Here is a 21,765-nt window from a genome sequence, read left to right as displayed (position 1 = left end):
TCACACGCCTCCCCACGCACTCAGCCCACGTGCCGCAGCAGCAACGGCTCGGCGAGCGCATACACCGCGAGGCTGACCAGCACGATGGCGACCATCGACAGCAGGGCCCCGCCGCGGATCATGTCCACCACGCGCAGGCGATTGGAGGCAAACACGATGGCGTTGGGCGGCGTGGCCACCGGCAACATGAATGCAACCGACGCGGCGAACGCCACCGGCAGGGTCATCAGCCCCACCGGCACTTCCATGCGCAGCGCGAGCGCGGCCACCAGTGGCAGCAGGGTGGCGGCAGTGGCGGTATTGCTGGTCACGTGGCTGAGGGTCATCGTGACCAGCACCACCCCCGCGATCACCAGCAGCAGCGGCCACGCCTGCGCACCCATCAGCGCCTCGGCGGTCAGTTCCGCCAGGCCCGAGGATTCGATGGCGGAACCGAGACTGAGACCGCCACCCACGAGCAGCAGCACCCCCCAGGGCAGCTCCCGCGTGTTGTCCCAGCACAGCAGCCGCCGCTGACCCGAGGCCCCGGAAGGGATCAGGAACAGCAGCCCGGCCCCGAGGATCGCGATCCCGGCGTCCGTCAGTTCCAGCGGCAGCCACGCCTCCAGCAGGGGACGAAACATCCAGGCCAGCGCCACCAGCAGGAACACCGTCGCCACGCGCAACTCCGCATGGCTCCACGGCCCCAGATCGCCTACCTGCTCCTGCAGCATGCGGTCGAGCCCGTTGAGACGGATGCGGTGCACCGGGAACACCCAGCGGGTCAGCAGGATCCAGGCAATGAGCAGCAGCGTCAGCGACAGCGGCAGGCCCAGCAGCATCCAGTCGATGAAACCGATCCCGAGCTCGTAGCGGTCATTGAGAAACGCGACGGTCAGCGCATTGGGCGGGGAACCGATGATGGTGGCCATGCCGCCGATGTTGGCCGCGAAAGCGATGCCCAGCAGCAGCGCCAGCCCCGGACTGCGGCTGTCCGGCGCCATGCCCTGCAGGCCCTGCCCCCCGTCGCGCTCCATCAGCCCCAGCACCGACAGCGCGATCGGCAGCATCAGGGCCGCGGTGGCGGTATTGCTGACCCACATCGACAACCCGGCGGTGGCCAGCATGAAGGCGCCCACCAGGGTGTGCAGCCCGCGGCCGGAACGCGACAGGATCGCCAGCGCCAGCCGCTGGTGCAGGCCCCAGCGCTGCACCGCCAGGGCGATCGCGAAACCGCCCATGAACAGGAAGATGGTGGGATTGGCGTAGGGTGCGGTAGCCTCGTCCATCGCCACCACGCCGGTCAGTGGCAGCAACGCGATGGGCAGCAGGGCCGTGACCGGAATGGGCAGCGCCTCGCTGATCCACCACACGGCCATGAACAGGGTCAGGCCCAGGACCCGCCAGGCCTCCGGGGAGAAGGCCTCCGGCGGCGGGACCAGCAGAAAGACCACGAAGACCAGCGGCCCGAGGAACAGACCGATGCGCGCGCGCAGCGCGCTTCCGGCGGGGGATTCGCCGTGATCCTGTCCGGGACCGCCGCCGGCGCCCTGCGGCGGCGTTCGCTCCCCCTCCCCGGTCGTCTCCTGCATGCGTCAGTCCGCCGCGCGCACCAGGAATTCCATCAATGCCTTCTGCGCATGCAGGCGATTTTCCGCTTCGTCCCAGACCACGCTCTGCGGGCCTTCCAGCACGTCGGTGGCCACCTCTTCCTCGCGATGCGCCGGAAGGCAGTGCATGAACAGGGCATCCGGCTGCGCGCGATCCATCAGGGCCTGATCCACGAAGAACCCGGCAAACGCCTGGCGCCGCGCGCTCTTCTCCTGTTCCTGGCCCATGCTCGCCCACACGTCGGTCACCACCAGATCCGCACCCGCGGCCGCCTCGCCGGCATCGCGGGTCACGCTCACGTGATCGCGGGTCGCCTCCAGCACCGAGGCCTCCGGGTCGTAACCCTCGGGACAGGCCGCCACCAGCTCGAAGTCCAGCAGATGGGCGGCGTACATGTAGCTGTGGCACATGTTGTTGCCGTCGCCGATCCAGGCCACGCGCTTGCCGCGGATGTCGCCACGGTATTCGAAGAAGGTCTGCAGATCCGCCAGCAGCTGCGCGGGGTGTTCCAGATCGGTCAGCCCGTTGATCACCGGCACCGAGGAATGGCGCGCGAACAGCTCCACCTTTTCGTGCTCGTAGGTGCGGATCATCACGCAGTCCACCATGCGCGAGAGGACCCGTGCGGTGTCCTCGATGGGCTCGCCCCGCCCGAGCTGGGTATCCCGCGGCGACAGAAACAGCGCGTTGCCGCCGAGCTGCTGCATGCCCACCTCGAAGGACACCCGGGTGCGGGTCGACGACTTCTCGAAGATCATTCCGAGGGTCTTGCCTCGCAGCAGGTCGTCATGGTGTTCGCCCGCCTTCAGCTGGCGTTTCAGCTCGATCGCGCGGTGCAGCACCGCGCGCGTCTCTTCGGCGGACAGATCGAGAAAGGAAAGAAAATGGCGCGGATTCATGCAGAAGCCTCCCTGGTGGCCCCGGATGCCAGAAACGCATCCACCCGGTCGGCCACGCCGTTCGCGATCTGCGTGACCTGTTTGTCGTCAATGATCAGCGGCGGCAGCAACCGGATCACCCGCTCCGCCGTCACGTTCAGGATCAGCCCGGCCTCCAGCGCCTGTCCCACCAGCTCGCCGGCCGGCCGATCCAGCTCGATCCCCAGCATCAGGCCGCGGCCGCGGATCTCCACGACCTCCGGCCGGTGGCCCAGGCGATCCTCCAGCTGCCGGCGCAGTGCCTGCCCCTGGCGTTCGGCCTGCTCGCACAGGGCCTCCTCCTGCATCACGTCCAGCACCGCCAGCGCCGCGCGCGACACCAGCGGACCGCCGCCGAAGGTGGTGCCGTGCATCCCCGGCCGGAACAGGTCGCGGGCCGCCCCCGCCACCAGATTCGCCCCGATGGGAATGCCGTTGCCCAGCCCCTTGGCCAGGCTCACCACATCCGGAATGATGCCTTCATGCTGGAACGCGAACCACTGGCCGGTACGACCGATGCCGGCCTGGATCTCGTCCAGCATCAGCAGCCAGCCGCTGGCATCGGCGATCTCCCGCAGGCGGCGCAGGTAGCCGTCGGGGGGGATGCGGATTCCGCCCTCGCCGGTGACCGGCTCGACCAGGATGGCCACGATGTCTTCCTGTCCGGCCAGTGCCGCCACCGCGTCCGCATCGCCGTAGGGCACATGTTCGAACCCCTCGACCAGCGGCTCGAACCCGGCCTGGATCTTCGCATTGCCGGTGGCGGACAGGGTCGCCATGGTGCGCCCGTGGAAGCTCCCGTCCATCACGATCACGCGCGGGCGCTCGATGCCCTTCGCCCGTCCGTGCAGCCGCGCCAGCTTGATCGCGGCCTCGTTGGCCTCGGCCCCGGAGTTGCAGAAGAACGCGCGCTCCATGCCGGCCAGCGAGCACAGCCGCCGAGCCAGGTTCTCCTGCAGCGGAACCCGGTAGAGGTTGGAGGTGTGCACCAGGGTGGAGGCCTGATCACAGACCGCGCTGGCCACCCGCGGATGCGCATGTCCCAGGCCGCAGACCGCGATGCCCGACAGGGCATCCAGATAGCGCCGGCCCTCGGTGTCCCACAACCAGGCACCCTCGCCGCGCTCGAAGGCGACCGGCAGGCGATTGTAGGTCTGCTGCAGGAAATCGTTCATGTTCCGTTCTCCAAACGCGAAAGCCGGCGGTGGTGCCGCCGGCTTCCGGAATGCGGGTCGGACACCCGGCGCGGAACCCTCTTGCGGGAACCCGCCGGGCTCGTCGCCGATCTTACTGCATCTGCCGGGCGACGAAGTCCCAGTTCACCACGCTCCAGAAGTTCTCGAGGTACTTCGGGCGCGCGTTGCGATAATCGATGTAGTAGGCATGCTCCCACACGTCGCAGGTCAGCAGCGGGGTCTGGCCGTCGCGCATCGGGTTCGCGGCGTTCGAGGTATTGACGATCTCCAGCGAGCCGTCGCCATTCTGCACCAGCCAGGTCCAGCCGGAACCGAAGTTGCCGACCGCCATCTCGTTGAACTTTTCCTTGAAGGCGTCGAACGAACCGAAGGCGCTGTTGATGGCATCCGCCAGCTTGCCGGAGGGCTCGCCACCGGCATTCGGGCCCATGCAGTTGAAGTAGAAGGTGTGGTTCCAGACCTGGGCGCCGTTGTTGAAGATGCCGCCGGCCGGGGCCTTCTTGATGATGTCCTCCAGCGAGGCATTCTCGAACTCGGAGCCCGGCAGCAGGCCGTTGAGCTTGGTCACGTAGGTCGCGTGGTGCTTGTCGTGATGGTATTCCAGCGTCTCGGCGGAGATGTGGGGCTCCAGTGCGTCCTTCGCGTACGGCAGATCGGGCAGTTCGTAGGTCATGGGACCTCCTTCTTCGCGTTCGTTCGTTATTCGTGGTGATGTCTCGCGGGGACCGCCCCTTCACGGGCGATCCCGAACCCGCTAACGATAGTCACCTTGGGCGGGCGATGCAATTCCCGAGTACACCACTCGACCTTTGCCGGGCCGCGGGTGCGGGCATCGTGATACCTTTTCTTCGCAACGTAACATCGCCGTGCTGGACTGGGCAGATTCCGCGATGTACCCGTCCCCGATGCAGGATACCGACTTGGAAGCCAACGACCGTTTTCTCAACCGTGAACTCTCGCTGCTGGAATTCAACCGCCGGGTGCTGGAACTCGCGCGGGAGCCCGGCTTTCCTCTGCTGGAACGCCTGCGTTATCTCAGCATCTCCTCGACCAATCTCGACGAGTTCTTCGAGGTCCGCGTCGGTTCGCTGCTGCAGCAGGTCGAACTGAACGTCAGCGCGCCCGGCCCCGACGGTCTGTCCGCGCAGGAACAGCTGCGCCGCATCAGCCCGGCCGCGCACCAGCTGGTGGACGAGCAGTACGCGATCCTCAACGACGAACTGATCCCGGCGCTGGCCGCCGAGGGCATCCACTTCGTGCGCCGCACCCACTGGACGCCGGAGCAGCAGGCGTGGGTGCGGGACTACTTCCGCGAGCAGCTGCAGCCGGTGCTCACGCCCATCGGCCTGGACCCGGCCCATCCGTTCCCGCGCATCCTCAACAAGAGCCTCAACTTCATCGTGACCCTGCAGGGCAAGGACGCCTTCGGTCGCGAATCCGGCCGCGCGGTGGTGCAGGCGCCGCGCTCGCTCCCGCGCCTGGTGCGCCTGCCGCCGGAGGTCGCCTCCGGCGACAACGATTTCGTGCTGCTCTCCTCCATCCTGCACGCCCATGTCGGCGAGCTGTTCCGCGGCATGCAGGCCACCGGCTGCTACCAGTTCCGGCTCACCCGCAACTCCGACCTGTTCGTGCAGGAAGAAGAGATCGACGACCTGCTCAACGCGCTGGAGGGCGAGCTGCCGCAGCGCAACTACGGCGCCGCGGTGCGCCTGGAGGTCGCGGACAACTGCCCCGAGGAGGTCGCCCGCTTCCTGCTGCAGCAGTTCAACCTGACGGAAGAGGCCCTCTACCAGGTCACCGGCCTGGTCAACCTCAATCGCCTGATGGCGGTCCACGACCTGGTCGACCGCCCGGATCTCAAGTTCCCGCCGTTCGTGCCCGCGCTGCCGCGCCCGCACGTGGGCGCCGAACAGATCTTCCACTGCGTGCGCGAACACGACCTGCTGCTGCACCACCCCTACGAGTCGTTCATGCCGGTGGTGGAGTTCCTGCGCCAGGCCGCCAGCGACCCGGACGTGCTGGCGATCAAGCAGACCCTGTACCGCACCGGCACCCGCTCGCCTCTGGTCGAGACCCTGATCGAGGCCGCGCGCAACGGCAAGGAAGTGACCGTGGTGATCGAGCTGCGGGCGCGCTTCGACGAGGCCGCCAACATCGAGCTGGCCAACCGCATGCAGGACGAAGGCGTGCACGTGACCTATGGCGTGGTCGGCTACAAGACCCACGCCAAACTGGCGCTGGTGGTGCGCCGTGACGAGAACGGCATCAACCGCTATGCCCACCTGGGCACCGGCAACTACCACTCCGGCACCGCCAAGGCGTACACCGACTACGGCCTGATGACCGCCGATCCGGTGATCACCGAGGACGTCCACCGGGTGTTCCAGCAGCTGACCGGGCTGGGCCAGGTGTCCCGCCTGCGGCGGCTGATCCAGGCGCCCTTCCGGCTGCACGACGCGATGCTGGAAAAGATCCGCCGCGAGGCCAAACATGCCCGCGCCGGACGCCCGGCACGCATCGTCGCGCGCATGAACTCGCTCAACGAGGCGGCGATCATCGAGGCGCTGTACGAGGCCTCGCAGGCCGGTGTCCGCATCGAGCTGATCGTGCGCGGGATCTGCGCCCTGCGCCCCGGGGTGGAAGGACTGTCGGAGAACATCGAGGTGCGCTCGGTGCTGGGGCGCTTCCTCGAGCACTCGCGGGTGTTCTGGTTCGGCAACGACGGCGAACCGGAGCTGTACCTGTCCAGCGCCGACTGGATGCCGCGCAACTTCTTCCGCCGCGTCGAGGTCGCGTTCCCGGTGACCGATCCGGCCATGCGCGAGCGGGTGGCGGAGGAGTCGCTGTTCGCCTATCTGCGGGATACCGCCACGGCCTGGCGCCTGCTGCCGGACGGTCGCTACCAGCGCGTGACCCCGGCGGAAGGCGAAGCGCCGTGGTCGGTGCAGCAGTGGCTGCTGGACACGCTCTCGGGGACCCAGACCACCAGCGGGTAACCCCCGGGCGCGCGGCCCGGGCCCGGATCCCGGTCAGGCGAAGGCCAGGCGAACCCCGACCCGTTTGAGTTCCGCCGCCTCGGCCTCCAGATCGGCGCGGGTCAGCGGGTGTGCGTCCAGCCAGCCGTCGGTGAAGGTCAGTTCCAGGCCCGCCGTGCGCGGGCGCACCGTTTCCAGCGGCAGCGGGTCGTCGGTACGCGGGCGGTGCAGCAGCACCGCCAGCCGCAGCAGCACCACGAGATGACGGAAACCTTCGTCGTCCCCGGGACGCGGGTCCTTCAGCAGCGAGGCCTTGAGCTTGCGCCGATGCAGTCGCACCAGGCGCGCCAGTTCCTGTTGTTCCGGCCGCGAGAACCCGGGCAGGTCGGCCCAGTCGAGGATGTATTCCCCGTGCTTGTGGTACTTCGCGTGCGACAGCGCCAGGCCGATCTCGTGCAGCTCCGCCGCCCAGCTGAGGCGATCGCGATCTTCCGCCCCCAGGCCCAGCTCGTCGGCCACCTGCTCTGCCAGCCAGTCGGCGGTGGCCTGCACGCGCCGCGCCTGTTCCGCGTCCACCGCGAAGCGCTCGCGCAGGTGATGGATGGTACGTCCGCGCACGTCCTCGTGGCGGATCCGGCCCAGCAGGTCGTGCACCACGCCCTCGCGCAGCGCACCGTCCGAGGGATGCAGACGCTCGATCCCCAGCGCGCGAAAGGCCCCGATCAGGACCGCCAGCCCGCCGGCAATCACCGGTCGGCGGTCCTCGTTGAGCCCCGGGAGGTCGTCCAGATCCGCGCTGCGCTTCTTGCGGATCATGCGCTCGCGCAGGGCCTCCAGTGAGGCCAGAGTGAGCCCCGGTTCGGGATCCAGCTCCAGTCCCTCGACGATCCGGCTGAGGGCCAGGATGGTCCCGGACGATCCGAGGGCCTGCGCCCAGCCGAGCCGGCGATAGGTCCCGACCAGCGGCTGCAGCTCGCGTCCGGCCTGCAGCTCCGCGGCTTCAAACGCACGCCGGGTCAGGCGCCCGCGCGGGAAAAACCGGCGGGTGAAGCTGACACAGCCCATCTCCAGGCTCTCGGCTCGCTCGGTCTCGAAACGCGCCCCGATGATGAACTCGGTGCTGCCGCCGCCGATGTCGATCACCAGACGCCGGTCCCCCTCGTCCGCCAGAGTGTGAGCAACCCCCAGATAGACCAGGCGGGCCTCCTCGCGCCCGCCGATGATCTCCACCGGATGACCCAGCGCCGCCTCGGCGCGCTGCAGGAAACGATCGGCATTGCGCAGCTGGCGCAGGGTATTGGTACCCACCGCACGCACGCTGCCGTGTGGCAGCCCGCGCAGGCGCTGGCCGAAGCGTTCCAGGCAGGCGATCGCCCGTTCCGCCACCGCCGGGTCGAGACCGCCGCGCGAATCCAGTCCGCTGGCCAGCCGCACCATGTCCTTCAGGCGGTCCTGCATCAGGACCTCGCTGCCCTGGCGGCGTGCCACGATCATGTGAAAGCTGTTGGAACCCAGGTCCACCGCCGCGACGGTCTCGACCTCCCCGGGCTGGCCAGCCTGCCCCTCGTTCGTCATGGTCAGGCCCCGCCGAGGCGTTCCAGCACCCCGCGCGGCAGGTGCCACACCAGATGCAGCGGGCCGGGCAGATGGCCGCCCAGGCCGCAGGCATCGCCCTTGCCCATGGCCACCGGTGCCGCGCCGCCGGACAGCCCGAGAAGGCGGCCGGCGAGCCGCGACAGATCCGGCTCGTGCCCGACCAGCACGATGCTGCCGCCATCCTTCTCCGTCTGCAGCCGCTCCTGCAGCTCGGGGCCCACCAGCTGCCCCGGGCGCAGGCAGTCCACGGTTTCCGCCTCGCAGGCCAGGGCCCGCGCCAGCGGCGCGGCTGTCTGCGCCGCGCGGTGCCAGGGGCTGACCCAGACCCGCGCCGGCTCCGCCAGCAGCGGCACCAGTGCACGGGCCATGGCCGCCGCGCTCGCTTCACCCTCACGGGTCAGGGGACGATCGCGGTCGGGGCCGTCGAATGCCGACGGATCCTCGGACTGGGCGTGGCGCAGCAATACCAGATCGGGGCGCTTCACGGGATCAGGCCTCCGAGTCCGGTCGCAGCATCAGCAGCGAATACCAGCCGTCGCCGGCCAGCCACTCGCGATCCCGCAGCAGACCGCTGCCGGCAAGCAGCCGGTCGATCATCGTCGCGTCGAACTTGCGCGAGATCTCGGTGCGGATCACTTCGCCCGCGGTCAGCTCCAGGGTGGTGTCGAACGCGTCCACCCGCACCTGCTGCGGGGCCTGCGCCACCAGATGCATCTCGATGCGCGAGGCCTGATGATTGAACGGCGCGCGGTGCACGAAACCGCGCTCGTCGAAATCGGCCCCCAGCTCGCGGTTGAGCACCGACAGCAGGTTCAGATTGAAGGCCGCGGTGACCCCTGCCGCATCGTCATAGGCCGCCTCCAGCACGTCCACCGGCTTGACCCGGTCCAGGCCCAGCAGCAGGTGATCGTCCGGCCCCATGGTCCGGCGGATCGTCTGCAGCAGCGCGATCGCCTCGGCATCCTCGAAGTTCCCGAGGCTGCTGCCGAGAAAGGTGAACAGCCGGGCCTCGCCGTGACCGCTCTCCGCCTCGTCATCGGTCAGGGCCTCCAGGGCAGCGATGTAATCACCCGCCAGCGCCCGGATGCTCAGCTGCGGGAAGCGCTCCACCAGCCGCGCACCGGCCTCGTCGAGGATCTCCGCACATACGTCGTTGGCGACGTAATGCGCCCGCTCGCCGGCCGCGCGTTCCAGTGGCGCGAGCAGGTATTCGGTCTTGCGCGAGGTGCCGCTGCCCAGCTCCACCAGCGTGGACGCCCCGGCCGCCGCGATGATCGCCTCGGCGTTGCGCTCCAGCAGCGAGGCCTCCAGACGGGTGGGATAGTATTCCGGGGTATCGCAGATGGCGTCGAACAGCGCCGAACCACGGGCATCGTAGAAATACTTGGGCGGCAGGCTGCGCGGGGGTTCCAGCATCCCGGCACGGAAGTCGGCGAGCAGTTCGGCGTGCGCGTCGCGAACCTCGACGGTGCGGCGGGAATAGCGCTCGGGAATGCGCTCGGCGGGAGATGCGGCCATCGGGGGTTCCGTCGTCTTGGGTTTTCCGGCACGCTAGCATGAAAACCGCGACGGCTCCCAGCACCGGAGTGCTTCGCCGGGACTTTCTCCGAACCACCCCGAACCGCCGACTCCCATGTGCCGCCACCTCGCCTATCTCGGTCCTCCCCTGCCCCTGCGGGCCCTGCTGATGGATCCGCCGCATTCGCTGACCGAGCAGGCCATCGGACCGCAGGAACTGGTCTACGCTCGGGTGAACGCCGACGGCTTCGGCTTCGGCTGGTTCGACGAGCGCGGCGAACCGCTGAACTATCGCCGTGCCGACCCCATCTGGCAAGACCCCAACCTGCAGACCCTCGCCGGACACCTGCACCAGCCCCAGTGGGTGGCGGCCATCCGCAGCGCGACGCCCGGCTTCGGCGGCGACACCGCCAATGCCCAGCCGTTCGCGCGCGACGGACTGCTGTACAGCCATAACGGCCTGATCCGGGGCTTCCTCCCGCGCATCCGCCGCTGTATCCAGCAGCGCCTGGAACCGGCGATCGAGGAGGGCATCCAGGGAACCACGGATTCCGAATACCTGTTCGCGCTGATCCGCCAGCTGCTGGCCGACGACCCGGAAACCACCCTGGAAGGCGCACTGGGCGAGGCCTTCTCGCTCGTGGCCGAATGGCTGGGGGACGAACACGCCCTGCTCAACGTGATCATCGGCGACGGTCGGCGCATCGTGGCCAGTCGCCACGCGGTGAATGCCGACTCGCCCAGCCTTTACTACACCACCGATGACGAGACGTTCCCCGACGGCAGCGTGGTGATCGCCTCGGAACCCCTGACCGACCGCGAGGCCTGGCGGGCGGTGCCGCCGCATCATCTGCTGTGCGTGGAGCCCGAGAGCCCGCCGGAACTTCTCGCCCTGTAACGTGCTCCTGCCGACATGTCCGCGAACCCGCCCCTCAATCTGCGTGACTGCCTGGCCACCCAGCATGCGCGCCTGAACGACGCCCTCGACGGTACTCCGCCCGCCGCGGGCCGCAATCAGTATCATCGCGATCTGAGCCCGGTCGACTGGCACTATGCCCACTGCCATTTCATCGAGGCGGTCTGGCTGGGCGAGCGCCTGCCGCAGCAACCGCCCGAGGCGCAGCGCGACTGGCACGACCTGTACCTCCCCGAACTGAGCCCCAAATGGCGCCGGGGCGGTCGTCTGCCCCCGCGGGGCCGGCTGCGGGCCTGGGGCCACGAGCGCCAGACCCTGCACCGCGAATGGCTGGCGGACCCCGCGATCCAGGACCATCCGCTGATGGTCGGCGACTATCTCGCCGGTTTCCTGGCCCAGCACCATGCGATGCATCTGGAAACCCTGGAACAGGTCCGCTGGTTCGCACGGCTGCATGGCGCCCACCCAGGACGGGCACCCGCCCCGCCGCGGCCGGGCGCGGACACGGGCACCCGCGTGCCGGACCGCGACTGGATCCCGTTCGACGCCGCCCGCCACACCGTCGGCTACGCCGGCGTCGACGCCTTCGACAACGAACGCGGCGTCCACGAAACCACCACCGGACCCTTCGAGATCGCCGCCCGCCCGGTCAGCAACGCCGATCATGCGGCGTTCATCGAACAGGGCGGCTACCGGCGCCCCGAATTCTGGGATCGCGCCGGCCTGGAGTGGCTCCGACAATCGGGTACCCGCGGCCCGCTGGGATGGTGGCGGGCAGGGGATGGGCAATGGTGGCAGACCCGTCCGGATGGCGAGGCCCCGCTGGACCCGGATGCGCCAGCGATGGGCCTGTGCTGGTTTGCCGCGCGCGCCCACGCCCGCTGGGCCGGCGCCCGCCTGCCGCACGAACATGAATGGGAACGCGCCGCGCGGGAAGGTGCGTTGCAGGCCACCGGCCAGGTCTGGGAATGGTGCGACAACGCGTTCTTTCCCTATCCGGGATTCCGGGCCTATCCTTATGAGGGGTTCTCGGTGCCGTGGTTCGACGGGGAACACCGGGTCCTGCGCGGCGGCTGCGAATGGAGCGATCCGATCCTGTGCCGGCCCAGCCTGCGCAATTTCTTCACCCCGGAGAAGCGCCACGTGTTCGCCGGAGTGCGCCTGGTGCGCGAGCGCACGGATTGACAACGACCGGACGAATGTCCGAGAGGGAACCGCCATGCCTGCCCCGACTTCCGTTCCGACCCGCATCACCACCCTGCTCTGCGGCCTGGTCCTTGCCGGGGCCGCCACCGCCACGCCGGCCGCCGCGGGCGGCGACGGGGCCACGGTGTTCAAGCTCTCCGGCACCGCCGAGCGTCAGGTCGAGAACGACCGCATGATCGCTACCTTCGTGGCCGAGGCCCGCGCGCCCGAAGCGCGTGATGCCGCCGCCGAGGTCAATCAGCGAATGGAGGGGGCCCTGGCGCACCTCGAGGCATTCGAACACATCGACACCCGGACCCTCGACTACAGCACCCGCGCGATCCAGGACCGCAATGACCGCAGCCGGATCACCGCCTGGCAGGTGCGCCAGAGTCTGGAACTGCGCGGCGGCGACTTCGACAGCCTCACCGAGCGCGTCGGCGAGCTGCAGCAGGAACACGAGCTCACCGTCAGCGGCATCCGTTTCGGCGTGTCCGCCGAGCGCGAACGGGAGGCACGCCGCGAGATGATCGACGATGCGGTGGACGACCTGACGGATCAGGCCCGGGCGATGGCGCGCAGCATCGGCGCCTCGCATCTGCGGCCGCTGGAGATGGAATTGACCCGCCAGCGCAGTCACGGACCGCAGCCGATGATGGCACGCTCCGAAGGAGTTGCCAGCGCCCCCGCGCTGGAAGCCGGCGAGAGCACCCTGACCATCCGTGTGGACGGTCGCATGCAGGCCCTGGGAGCGGACACCCTGCGCGTAACACCCCGATAAGCCGGGAACCATAGCGGAGACCGCATGCGCCAGATGACCGCGCCGGAACTGAACGACTACCTCGCCACGGCGGACCCGCCGCCGCTGCTGCTGGACGTGCGTGAACCCTGGGAATTCGAGCACTGCCATATCGAGGGCTCACGCCTGCTGCCGATGGGCCAGATCCCGTCGCGCCGGGACGAACTGGATCCGCAGGCCGAGATCGTCGTCATCTGCCACCATGGCGTACGCAGCCAGCAGGTGGCGGGATTTCTCGAACGGGCCGGCTTCCCGCACGTCATCAACCTGCGCGGCGGCGTGGACGCCTGGGCCCGCGAGGTGGACGTGAACATGCCCGTCTACTGATCCCGCCCGACCCGGCCCCGGCCGGTGCGGGGAATACTGGGACGTGCCGGCCTCATTCCGTATACTGACCGGTTTTCCGGCCCACTGCGAGCAAGCGATGAATCCTGACCTCGACCGGCTCCAGCCCTATCCGTTCGAACGCCTGCGGGCACTGTTCGCCGATCTGGAGCTGCCCGGGGGCGTGGATCCGATCGCGCTGTCCATCGGCGAACCGCGGCACCCGCTGCCCGACTTCGTCGAACCCACGCTGCAGGCAGCGGTCAGCGGCTACAACCACTACCCCACCACGCGTGGTGCGCCCGCCCTGCGCGAGACCATCGCCCTGTGGCTGCAGCAGCGCTTCACCCTGCCCGACGGGGTCGACCCGGAGCGCCAGATCCTGCCGGTCGCGGGCACCCGCGAGGCGCTGTTCGCCATCGCCCAGGCGGTGGTCGATCCGCGCGCCGGGGCCCGCGTGCTGATGCCCAACCCGTTCTACCAGATCTACGAGGGCGCGGCCCTGCTGGCCGGGGCCGAACCGGCGTTCTACGACCTGGATGCCGAGCGCGGCTGCCTTCCGGACTTCTCGCAGGTACCGGAATCGCTATGGAAATCGGTGCAGCTGGTGTATATCTGCAACCCCGGTAATCCCGCAGGCACGGTGATCCCCGAGGACCAGCTGCAGACCCTGATCGAACTCGCCGAGCGCCACGACTTCGTGATCGCCGCCGACGAGTGCTATTCCGAGATCTACCATCCGCGCGGCCATCCACCGCCGGGGCTGCTGGGCGCCGCCGTGCGCATGGGCAACGACACCTTCCGGCGCTGCATCGCGTTCCACAGCCTGTCCAAGCGCTCCAACCTGCCGGGGCTGCGTTCGGGCTTCGTGGCCGGCGACGCCGGAATACTCGAACGCTTCGCGCTGTACCGCACCTATCACGGGTGCACCCTGCCGACCCCGACCCAGGCGGTCAGCCGCGCGGCCTGGGCGGACGAGGCCCACGTCGAGGCCAATCGCGACCTCTATGCCGAGAAGTTCGCCCGCGTGGTGCCGAAGCTCCAGGAGGTGATGGAGGTCAGCACGCCGGAAGCCGGGTTCTACCTGTGGCCGCGGGTACCAGACGGCGACGATGAGGCCTTCGCCCGCCGGCTGTATGCCGAGGCCGGGGTCACCGTGCTGCCCGGGCGCTATCTCGGCCGCAGCCACGCGGACAGCGGCTACAACCCGGGCGCCGGCCATGTGCGCATGGCGCTGGTCGCCGAACCTGAGGCCTGTGTCGAGGCCGCCGAGCGAATCGTCGCGCTGTATCGCTGAGGCGGATCGCCGAGCCCGTCACGGCCCCCTTTCGCACCAGGATTTTCGCATCACAATTTTCCGTCCTACGATCGACCACAAGGAAACGTCACCATGTCGGACCTGCAGAACACTATCGAAACCGCCTTCGAGCGCCGCACCGAGATCAGCCCGCGCAACGTCGAGACCAGCGTGCGCGACGCCGTAAACGAGGCGCTGGACATGCTCGACAGCGGCCGCGCCCGCGTCGCCGAGAAGAAGGATGGCGAGTGGGTGGTCAACGAATGGCTGAAGAAGGCCGTGCTGCTGTCCTTCCGCATCTCGGAGAACGAGTTCATCAAGGGCGGCTTCACCAACTACTACGACAAGGTCGCGTCCAAATACGCCGACACCTCCAGCCGCGACTTCCGCGAAGGCGGCGTACGCGTGGTGCCGCCGGCCACCGCCCGTCACGGCAGCTACATCGGCCCCAACGTGGTGCTGATGCCCTCCTACGTGAACATCGGCGCCTATGTGGACGAAGGCACCATGGTCGATACCTGGGCCACGGTCGGCTCCTGCGCACAGATCGGCAAGAACGTGCACCTGTCCGGCGGCGTCGGCATCGGCGGCGTGCTGGAACCGCTGCAGGCGAACCCGACCATCATCGAGGACAACTGTTTCATCGGCGCACGTTCCGAAGTGGTCGAAGGCATGATCGTCGAGGAAGGCGCGGTGATCTCCATGGGTGTCTACCTCGGCCAGTCGACCCGCATCTACGACCGCGAGAACGACGAGATCATCCGCGGCCGTGTTCCCGCCGGTGCCGTGGTCGTCCCCGGCACCCTGCCGGCGGAGAATGGCAAGTACTCGCTGTACTGCGCGGTCATCGTCAAGCGCGTCGACGAGCAGACAAAGGCCAAGGTCGGCATCAACGAACTGCTGCGCGATGTCTGAAGTCGTCCTCCACGGCATCGCCAACTGCGACACCGTGCGGCGGGCACGCCGGGCGCTGGAGGCGGCCGGCGTGGACTATCGCTTCGTGGATTTCCGCAAGGACGGCCTGGATCCCGAACGGCTGCGGGAATGGGCCATGGAGCTGGGCTGGGAGGCCCTGATCAACCGCCGCGGCGCGACCTGGCGCCAGCTGCCGAAGGAACAGCGCGAGGCCCTCGACGAGGACAGCGCACTGGCCCTGATGCTGGAGAAACCGACCCTGATCCGCCGTCCGGTGATCGAACACGCCGGCCGCGTGAGGCTGGGCTGGGGCCCGGAGAACGCCCGGGCCCTGGGGGCGGAGTAGCGGCCCGTCAGCCCTGCTGGCGGTAGCCGGCGACCTCCTGCTGCAGCTGCCGGGCGAGGCCCTCCAGGGCCTCCACCGCCTGCTGCATGTCGCTCGCGCCATCGGCACTCTGGGCCGCCAGATCGTTGATATGGTGCACGTTGCGGTTGATTTCCTCGGCGACCTGGCTCTGCTGCTCGGTGGCGCTGGCCACCTGCCGGGTCATGTCGTCGATGGTGCTGACCGACTGGTCGATGGCGTCCAGTGAATTGCGGGCCTCGTCGGCCTTGCTGACACTGGACTCGGCCTGCCGCTGACTGGCATCCATCGCCTCCACCGCACGCCCCGCCGCACCCTGCAGTTTCTCGATGATCGCGCGGATCTCGCCGGTGGAGTCGTTGGTGCGCTGCGCCAGATGCCGGACCTCGTCCGCCACCACCGCAAAGCCGCGCCCGGCCTCCCCGGCCCGCGCCGCCTCGATCGCGGCGTTCAGCGCCAGCAGGTTGGTCTTGTCGGCGATCTCCTCGATCACCTGCAGGATGGTGCCGATGTTGTCGCTGTCCCCCTTTAGATCGTCGATCACATCGCGCGAACGATTGATCTCCCCGGCCAGGGCATTGATGGTCTCCTGCGTGGCGGTCACCACATCGCGCCCCCCATGCACCGCCTGAGTCGCCTGATCGGCCTGCTCCGCGGTGCTCTGGGTGTTGTTCGCGACCTCCTGCACGGTGGCCGACATCTGGTTCATCGCGGTGACCACCTGCTCCACGTCGCTGCGCTGCTCACCGGTCGCCCGGCTCAGTTCCGCACTGCGGCCTTCCAGCTGACGCGCCGACGCGGCGATGCCGTCGGCGGCGTCCGCCACCTGGCCGATCAGGGCGGACAGCCGTTCCATCACCTGGTTGAACGCACTGCCGGTGCGGCCGATCTCGTCGCGCGTGGCGATATCCACGCGATACCCCAGATCCGCCGAACCGCTGCCTACCGCTTCCAGGCCGGTGGCCAGGCGCTCCAGCGGCCGGGTCAGCACCCCGGCATAGATCCAGCCAATGGCCAGGGCGACCAGGAAGGCCACCACCCAGAGCCCCCACAACAGCCACCACAGCATGTTCACCGGGGCGTACAACTCGCCCAGGGTCTGGTCGACGATCAGGCCCCAGTGGACGTCATACTCCTGCGCCATCTCCGGCAGCATCACGGTCAGACCCCACTTGCGGTCCCCGTCGCCACTGAGGAACTCCCCGCCCGGGTCGCCTTCGCGGTGGTGCACCGGCGACTCCATGATGGCGTAGTCGCTCATGTCATAGCCGAAGCGGCCCATGTCGCGGTGCCCGATCAGCCGTCCGTCGCCATTGAACAGCGTGACCCGGCCGGTCTCGCCGATCGTGACCCGATCGGAGACTTCGCGGATCACGTCCATCGGCAGCTGGGCCGCCAGCACCCGACCGTCGTTCAGGGACTCCAGGTAGGTGATAAAGCGCCCGTCGGCCGTATCCGCCTCGACGTCCACATCCAGCAGACGTTCACCGGCCCGCGCCGCGGCAAGGATTTCGTCGCGGGTACCCTCGCTGCCAACCCCCGGAAGCTCGCCCGCATCACCGGTTTCCGCCAGAACCTCGCCGTCTTCATCCAGCAGGCCGGCCCAGCGGAAGCCGGAATATTCCTCGCGCATGCCCTCCAGCGCGGCCTGTGCATCGGCCGGATCGTCGATATCCGCCCGGGCCACGCTGCGCAGGGCCCGACCATAATCCAGCACCCGCCGGTCGACTGCCGCCTGCACCTGCTCGCCGACATTCACCAGCGTCTGTTCCAGGCTGGATTGCAGCTGGCCCTTCATGCTGTGGAAGGTCACCCCGCCCATGATGGACAGCGGGATGGTGCTGACCGCGATCACCAGCAGGATCAGTTTGAGGCGCAGGCCCTTTATCTTCATCGTCATCCTCCGGTTCCTGATCCCTTTGACGGCCAATCTCCAGCCGCCTTGAGGCCCACGAAAAAACGCACCCCGGGAGGTGCGTTTCGTGTACTACTTCACATTTCTTCGGGAGCGGACGGAAGACGCTCGCCCCGCATTCCCCGGTGCCGCGCCGCGACACCGGGGAAGCCGTGTCAGCGGCGCCCGGAGGCGGCCTGACCGCGACCCCGACCTTCGGCACGGCGGCCCTGCCCCTGACGCGGGCCACCGCCGCCGCGTCCGGAACGGTTGCCGGCGCCATTTCCGTTGCCCTTGCCACGGGGAGCACCACCGCCCTTGCCGCGGCCGCGGCGCGGCTGGTCATCCGCCACCGGCTGCGGCGCGGCATAGCCTTCGGTCTCCATGCGCTCGATCGGGCGCTGGATCAGCTTCTCGATCCCGGCCAGCAGCTTCAGCTCGTCGCCGCCGACCAGCGACAGCGCCGAGCCTTCACAGCCCGCGCGGCCGGTTCGGCCGATGCGGTGGACGTAGTCTTCGGGCACGTTGGGCAGTTCGAAATTCACCACCTGCGGCAGCTGGTCGATGTCCAGCCCGCGCGCGGCGATGTCGGTGGCGACCAGCACCGGCACGCGGCCGGACTTGAACTGCTCCAGTGCCCGGGTGCGGGCGTTCTGGCTCTTGTTGCCATGGATCGCGGCGGACTGCACCCCGTCCTTGGTCAACTTGTCCGCAAGGCGATCGGCCCCGTGTTTGGTCCGCGTGAACACCAGCACCTGCTCCCAGTCGTTGCTGCGGATCAGATGGCTCAGCAGATCCCGCTTCTGATGGCTTTCCACCAGGTGGACCTTCTGCTCCACGCTTTCCGAGGCGGTGTTGCGTGCCGCCACTTCCACGCAGGCCGGGTCGGTCAGCAGGCCATCGGCCAGCTTGCGGATGTCATTGGAGAAGGTGGCCGAAAACATCAGGTTCTGCCGCTTCTTCGGCAGCATCGCGATCAGCTTGCGGATGTCGCGGATGAAGCCCATGTCGAGCATGCGATCCGCCTCGTCCAGCACCAGGATCTCCACCCCGGACAGGTCGATCGTCTTCTGGTTCGCGTGATCCAGCAGGCGCCCGGGCGTGGCCACCACCACGTCCATGCGGCTGCGCAGCGCGCGGATCTGCGGATTCATGCCCACCCCGCCGAAGATGGTCATGGAGCGTTGCTCCAGATGCTGGCCGTAGGTCTTCACCGAATCGTGAACCTGGGAAGCCAGCTCCCGCGTCGGGGTCAGCACCAGGGCGCGCGGACGGCCGTTGCCGGCGCGCGCCGGCGGATTTTCCGCGAGCTTCTGCAGGATCGGCAGGGTGAAGCCGGCGGTCTTGCCGGTTCCGGTCTGGGCCGCGGCCAGCAGGTCACGACCGGCCAGCACTTCGGGGATCGCCCCGGCCTGGATCGGCGTGGGATGGGTGTAGCCGGCGGCGGAAAGCGCGCGCAGCAGGGGTTCGGCCAGATTCAGGCCGGCAAAAGTCGGTTGGTCAGACATGAGTGCTCCAGCGCAACCCGCCGCTCAACGCTCGGCCAAGGGGCACCCATCGGGGAAGACGACATCGGGGGGATCGAAACGATCAAGTGAACGGACGCTGACGGGCGGGGCGTTCGGTAATCCGCCACCATACGGCCTTCCCGGCCCCATTACAAGCCAGCGCGGGCTGGCTCAGTCACGGCAGGGGCACTGCTCGGCCGGCACCGGAGGGGACCACAGATACCCCTGCCCCTCGCGACACCCGACCCGCAGCAGGAAATCGCGCTGCGCCTCGGTCTCGATGCCCTTGGCCAGCACCTCCAGATCCAGGGTTCGCGCCAGTGCGATGATGGCGCGGATGATGTCCTCGCTGGAAGCGGAACGGCCGATTTCCCGCACCAGCGACTGATCCAGCTTGAGCCGGTCCAGCGGCATGCGGTGGAGCAGCGCCAGGTTGGAATAGCCGGTGCCGAAATCGTCCATCGCCAGCGCCACGCCCAGGGACTTGAGCCGGCCCAGCTCGGCCATCGCGGCCTCCGGACTGGTCATCAGCATGGTCTCGGTGACCTCCAGCTCCAGCCGATGGGGCTGCAGGCCATGGCGTTCCAGCGCCTCGCGCACCACCGGCGTCAGCTCGCCGCCCTCCAGCTCCATCACCGACAGGTTGACGGCGATGCGCGGCACGTGGCTTCCCTCGGCATCGCGCGTGGCCAGATGCGCACAGGCCCGGTCCAGTACCCAGCGGTCGATCGCTCCGATCAGCCCGGTCTCTTCGGCCAGAGGGATGAATTCGCCGGGCGAGAGCCTTCCCCGCTCCGGATGTTCCCAGCGCACCAGGGCCTCGACCCCGGTCAGGACGAACGGATCCAGACCGTATTGCGGCTGCAGGAAAAGTTCGAACTCCTCGCGCACCAGGGCCTCGCGCAGGTCGTGCTCCAGCAGCGTGCGTCGCGAAGTCCGCTCGCCCAGCCCGGTGACATAGACCTCCCAGCGATCCCCGCCGCCACGCCGCGCCTCGTCCAGCGCCAGTTCCGCGGCCGTGAACAGCTCCTCGGTGGTCGCGCCGTCGCGGGGAAATTCGGCGCAGCCCGCGCTGACCGTGATCCGCAGCGCACGCCCGGCCAGCTCGAAGGGCCGGCGCAGCTCGGCCAGCAGACCATTCAGCCATTCTTCCCGCGCCGCGCCCGCGGCCGGGGCTTCCAGCAACAGACCGAATTCGTCGGGCCCGGAGCGCGCCACCGTATCCTGCGCCGCCACATACTGCGACAGCCGCTGCGCCACGCCGAGCAGCAGCTGGTCCCCCAGCGCCGTGCCAAGGGTCTCGTTCAGTCCCTTGAACCGGTCCAGATCCAGCAGCACCAGCAACCGGGTCGCACCGTCCAGGCCCATCGCCAGTTCGATGCTGTGCCCGATACGGTCATGCAGCAGGGCCCGGTTGGGCAGACCGGTCCGGCTGTCGTAATGGCTCAGCAGCCGCAGCTGCTCGCGCTGTTCGAAGGTCTGGGTCAGATCGGTCCAGCTGCCGATGATCTCCTCGCGGGCCTCCCCGCGCCCGTTGTGCACAGGGACCCGCTGCATTTCGTCGCGCACGCGTCGCACCCGCCCCTGTGCATCGAACAACCGGTACTCGACCACTGCATGCCCCTGTTCCCGCGCCTGTTCGCGCGCCCGCCGGGCCAGCGTGCGGTCCTCCGCGTGGACATGCTCGCGCCACCAGTCGGGCTGCAGGGCCTCTTCCGGCGAACACCCGAACAGCGACGCAAGATTGCCGCTGACCCAGGTCAGGTCGCGCGTGTCGGGAGGCAGCGAATAGATGACCACCGGGGAGCTGTCCAGCAGGTGCCGGAAGCGCCGGCTTGCGCGCTCCAGCTCGCGCGTGCTCCGCTGCACCTGCCAGCGCAGGGTCAGCACCAGCCCCCCGAGGGCCACCGCCACGCCCGCGAAGACACCCAGCATCGGCAGGGCCCAGGCCGGCAACACACCCCGCACCTCGGGGCTGAGCGTTTCCGCCATGGCACGGTGATAGGGCGAATCGGGCGTACCCTTCCAGGTCGCCAGATGGCCGTCCACGGCCTCCAGGACGGCCGGGTCCAGCGTGGGCGAGGCGGCGAAATAGAGCCCGGTGTGGTCGAAGGACAGCGGCGTTTCGAACAGACCATGCCGGGCCGCGTGCCGTCCGCCGTGGAAATTGTTGCTCACTGCAAGATCCGCGGCCCCCTCGCCCACCGCTGCCAGCACCCCGTCCAGGGATTCGCGCCGCACCAGACGTGCCCCCTCTGCCGCCGACGACAGCCAGTCCTCGTGCACCGAGTCCTCGAGCACCGCCACCCGCCGCTCCACCAGATCCTCCAGCGAGCGCACCGAAGCCTCGCGCGGGGCGTACACCTGGCTCCACGACTGCGCCACCGGCACCTCGTGGAAACGAAACCGATGCTCGCGCTCCCCGGTCAGGGCCACATCCGGCATCAGATCCAGTTCGCCCTGCTCCAGCTGCGCCAGGCATTCGGCCCACTGGCAGCCCCGGTACTCCACGCGCCACCCCTCGCGCCCGGCCAGGGCCTCCAGCAGCACAGGGAACAGCCCGGCCGGCTGCCCCTCGGCATCGGTGTAGATCTTGGGCTCGTTCTCGTACAGCCCGACATGCAGCACGGTCCGCTCGTCCTGCGGCGCATCGACGCCGCATCCCGCAAGCACAAAAAAGCCCGCGACCACCCATGTGGCCGCGGGCCTTCTCCGGATCCGTTCCCTGGCGTTCCCTGCTGTGGGCATGCGGGCCTCCGGCCTTCCACCGT

At 68.8% G+C, this 21,765-nt stretch carries 18 protein-coding genes; 8 read left to right on the top strand and 10 right to left on the bottom strand.

Annotated elements, in window-relative coordinates; genetic code table 11:
- Positions 1-20: 20 nt before the first annotated feature.
- From F573_RS0109865 to F573_RS0109850, 4 genes are all read right to left on the bottom strand, one after another.
- A complete protein-coding gene (locus tag F573_RS0109865) occupies positions 21-1,571 on the bottom strand; it encodes a DASS family sodium-coupled anion symporter (RefSeq protein WP_019022452.1) in 1,551 nt (516 codons plus the stop codon).
- 3 nt (positions 1,572-1,574) lie between these two features.
- Positions 1,575-2,489, bottom strand: a complete 915-nt coding sequence (argF, locus tag F573_RS0109860) for an ornithine carbamoyltransferase (protein ID WP_019022451.1) — start codon at positions 2,487-2,489, stop codon at positions 1,575-1,577.
- The gene (locus F573_RS0109855) at positions 2,486-3,682 is read right to left on the bottom strand and encodes an acetylornithine transaminase (protein WP_019022450.1); all 1,197 of its coding nucleotides are present in this window, start codon (positions 3,680-3,682) and stop codon (positions 2,486-2,488) included. The genes argF and F573_RS0109855 overlap by 4 nt, the downstream gene beginning before the upstream one ends.
- 112 nt (positions 3,683-3,794) lie before the next feature.
- Positions 3,795-4,376, bottom strand: a complete 582-nt coding sequence (locus tag F573_RS0109850) for a superoxide dismutase (RefSeq protein WP_018870440.1) — start codon at positions 4,374-4,376, stop codon at positions 3,795-3,797.
- Positions 4,377-4,608: 232 nt separating this feature from the next.
- Between F573_RS0109850 and ppk1 the strand changes: the two genes are divergently transcribed.
- Entirely contained in the window at positions 4,609-6,699 is a 2,091-nt protein-coding gene (gene ppk1 / locus F573_RS0109845; RefSeq protein WP_026300879.1) for a polyphosphate kinase 1, read from the top strand.
- Positions 6,700-6,732: 33 nt separating this feature from the next.
- Here ppk1 and F573_RS0109840 read toward each other — a convergent pair whose 3' ends face one another.
- The 3 genes from F573_RS0109840 to egtD are packed head-to-tail and all read right to left on the bottom strand — an operon-like array spanning position 6,733 to position 9,792.
- A complete protein-coding gene (locus F573_RS0109840) occupies positions 6,733-8,253 on the bottom strand; it encodes a Ppx/GppA phosphatase family protein (RefSeq protein WP_019022448.1) in 1,521 nt (506 codons plus the stop codon).
- 2 nt (positions 8,254-8,255) lie between these two features.
- Positions 8,256-8,759 carry a histidine phosphatase family protein gene (locus F573_RS0109835; RefSeq protein WP_018870443.1) on the bottom strand — a complete coding sequence of 168 codons (504 nt, stop codon included), beginning with the start codon at positions 8,757-8,759 and terminating at the stop codon, positions 8,256-8,258.
- 4 nt (positions 8,760-8,763) lie between these two features.
- Positions 8,764-9,792 carry an L-histidine N(alpha)-methyltransferase gene (gene egtD / locus F573_RS0109830; RefSeq protein WP_019022447.1) on the bottom strand — a complete coding sequence of 343 codons (1,029 nt, stop codon included), beginning with the start codon at positions 9,790-9,792 and terminating at the stop codon, positions 8,764-8,766.
- A 115-nt stretch (positions 9,793-9,907) separates the two neighbouring features.
- On the opposite strand from egtD, the gene egtC reads away from it, so the two are divergent.
- The 7 genes from egtC to F573_RS0109795 all read left to right on the top strand — a co-directional run bounded on the left by egtC (position 9,908) and on the right by F573_RS0109795 (position 15,574).
- The gene (gene egtC, locus F573_RS0109825) at positions 9,908-10,690 is read left to right on the top strand and encodes an ergothioneine biosynthesis protein EgtC (RefSeq protein WP_019022446.1); all 783 of its coding nucleotides are present in this window, start codon (positions 9,908-9,910) and stop codon (positions 10,688-10,690) included.
- A gap of 15 nt (positions 10,691-10,705) precedes the next feature.
- Positions 10,706-11,893 (top strand): SUMF1/EgtB/PvdO family nonheme iron enzyme, encoded by a 1,188-nt coding sequence (locus tag F573_RS0109820; protein WP_019022445.1) that lies wholly within the window; start codon positions 10,706-10,708, stop codon positions 11,891-11,893.
- A gap of 34 nt (positions 11,894-11,927) precedes the next feature.
- A complete protein-coding gene (locus F573_RS0109815) occupies positions 11,928-12,674 on the top strand; it encodes an SIMPL domain-containing protein (RefSeq protein ID WP_019022444.1) in 747 nt (248 codons plus the stop codon).
- A 24-nt stretch (positions 12,675-12,698) separates the two neighbouring features.
- The gene (locus tag F573_RS0109810) at positions 12,699-13,019 is read left to right on the top strand and encodes a rhodanese-like domain-containing protein (RefSeq protein WP_019022443.1); all 321 of its coding nucleotides are present in this window, start codon (positions 12,699-12,701) and stop codon (positions 13,017-13,019) included.
- 97 nt (positions 13,020-13,116) lie between these two features.
- Positions 13,117-14,313 (top strand): succinyldiaminopimelate transaminase, encoded by a 1,197-nt coding sequence (dapC, locus tag F573_RS0109805; protein WP_019022442.1) that lies wholly within the window; start codon positions 13,117-13,119, stop codon positions 14,311-14,313.
- Positions 14,314-14,406: 93 nt separating this feature from the next.
- Positions 14,407-15,228, top strand: a complete 822-nt coding sequence (gene dapD, locus F573_RS0109800; RefSeq protein ID WP_018870450.1) for a 2,3,4,5-tetrahydropyridine-2,6-dicarboxylate N-succinyltransferase — start codon at positions 14,407-14,409, stop codon at positions 15,226-15,228.
- Positions 15,221-15,574 (top strand): ArsC family reductase, encoded by a 354-nt coding sequence (locus F573_RS0109795; RefSeq protein WP_018870451.1) that lies wholly within the window; start codon positions 15,221-15,223, stop codon positions 15,572-15,574. The genes dapD and F573_RS0109795 overlap by 8 nt, the downstream gene beginning before the upstream one ends.
- 7 nt (positions 15,575-15,581) lie before the next feature.
- On the opposite strand, the gene F573_RS15560 is transcribed toward F573_RS0109795, so the two are convergent.
- The 3 genes from F573_RS15560 to F573_RS0109780 all read right to left on the bottom strand — a co-directional run bounded on the left by F573_RS15560 (position 15,582) and on the right by F573_RS0109780 (position 21,685).
- The gene (locus F573_RS15560) at positions 15,582-17,492 is read right to left on the bottom strand and encodes a methyl-accepting chemotaxis protein (protein ID WP_019022441.1); all 1,911 of its coding nucleotides are present in this window, start codon (positions 17,490-17,492) and stop codon (positions 15,582-15,584) included.
- A 170-nt stretch (positions 17,493-17,662) separates the two neighbouring features.
- Positions 17,663-18,994 (bottom strand): DEAD/DEAH box helicase, encoded by a 1,332-nt coding sequence (locus tag F573_RS0109785; protein ID WP_019022440.1) that lies wholly within the window; start codon positions 18,992-18,994, stop codon positions 17,663-17,665.
- Between the two features lie 171 nt (positions 18,995-19,165).
- A complete protein-coding gene (locus tag F573_RS0109780; RefSeq protein WP_019022439.1) occupies positions 19,166-21,685 on the bottom strand; it encodes an EAL domain-containing protein in 2,520 nt (839 codons plus the stop codon).
- Between the last annotated feature and the right edge of the window lie 80 nt (positions 21,686-21,765).

Source organism: Thioalkalivibrio sp. ALE23, from assembly GCF_000378545.1.
In the GTDB taxonomy this organism is placed as follows: domain Bacteria; phylum Pseudomonadota; class Gammaproteobacteria; order Ectothiorhodospirales; family Ectothiorhodospiraceae; genus Thioalkalivibrio.
The sequence above is the reverse complement of the archived record's forward strand: the minus strand, read 5'-3'. Positions and strand labels throughout refer to the sequence as shown.

What these genes read in the sequence shown, in the direction of transcription:
- F573_RS0109865 (WP_019022452.1), bottom strand. Translation starts at nt 1,571, where the DNA reads ATGCAGGAGACGACCGGGGAGGGGGAGCGAACGCCGCCGCAGGGCGCC.
- argF (WP_019022451.1), bottom strand. Translation starts at nt 2,489, where the DNA reads ATGAATCCGCGCCATTTTCTTTCCTTTCTCGATCTGTCCGCCGAAGAG.
- F573_RS0109855 (WP_019022450.1), bottom strand. Translation starts at nt 3,682, where the DNA reads ATGAACGATTTCCTGCAGCAGACCTACAATCGCCTGCCGGTCGCCTTC.
- F573_RS0109850 (WP_018870440.1), bottom strand. Translation starts at nt 4,376, where the DNA reads ATGACCTACGAACTGCCCGATCTGCCGTACGCGAAGGACGCACTGGAG.
- ppk1 (WP_026300879.1), top strand. Translation starts at nt 4,609, where the DNA reads ATGCAGGATACCGACTTGGAAGCCAACGACCGTTTTCTCAACCGTGAA.
- F573_RS0109840 (WP_019022448.1), bottom strand. Translation starts at nt 8,253, where the DNA reads ATGACGAACGAGGGGCAGGCTGGCCAGCCCGGGGAGGTCGAGACCGTC.
- egtD (WP_019022447.1), bottom strand. Translation starts at nt 9,792, where the DNA reads ATGGCCGCATCTCCCGCCGAGCGCATTCCCGAGCGCTATTCCCGCCGC.
- egtC (WP_019022446.1), top strand. Translation starts at nt 9,908, where the DNA reads ATGTGCCGCCACCTCGCCTATCTCGGTCCTCCCCTGCCCCTGCGGGCC.
- F573_RS0109820 (WP_019022445.1), top strand. Translation starts at nt 10,706, where the DNA reads ATGTCCGCGAACCCGCCCCTCAATCTGCGTGACTGCCTGGCCACCCAG.
- F573_RS0109815 (WP_019022444.1), top strand. Translation starts at nt 11,928, where the DNA reads ATGCCTGCCCCGACTTCCGTTCCGACCCGCATCACCACCCTGCTCTGC.
- F573_RS0109810 (WP_019022443.1), top strand. Translation starts at nt 12,699, where the DNA reads ATGCGCCAGATGACCGCGCCGGAACTGAACGACTACCTCGCCACGGCG.
- dapC (WP_019022442.1), top strand. Translation starts at nt 13,117, where the DNA reads ATGAATCCTGACCTCGACCGGCTCCAGCCCTATCCGTTCGAACGCCTG.
- dapD (WP_018870450.1), top strand. Translation starts at nt 14,407, where the DNA reads ATGTCGGACCTGCAGAACACTATCGAAACCGCCTTCGAGCGCCGCACC.
- F573_RS0109795 (WP_018870451.1), top strand. Translation starts at nt 15,221, where the DNA reads ATGTCTGAAGTCGTCCTCCACGGCATCGCCAACTGCGACACCGTGCGG.
- F573_RS15560 (WP_019022441.1), bottom strand. Translation starts at nt 17,492, where the DNA reads ATGACGATGAAGATAAAGGGCCTGCGCCTCAAACTGATCCTGCTGGTG.
- F573_RS0109785 (WP_019022440.1), bottom strand. Translation starts at nt 18,994, where the DNA reads ATGTCTGACCAACCGACTTTTGCCGGCCTGAATCTGGCCGAACCCCTG.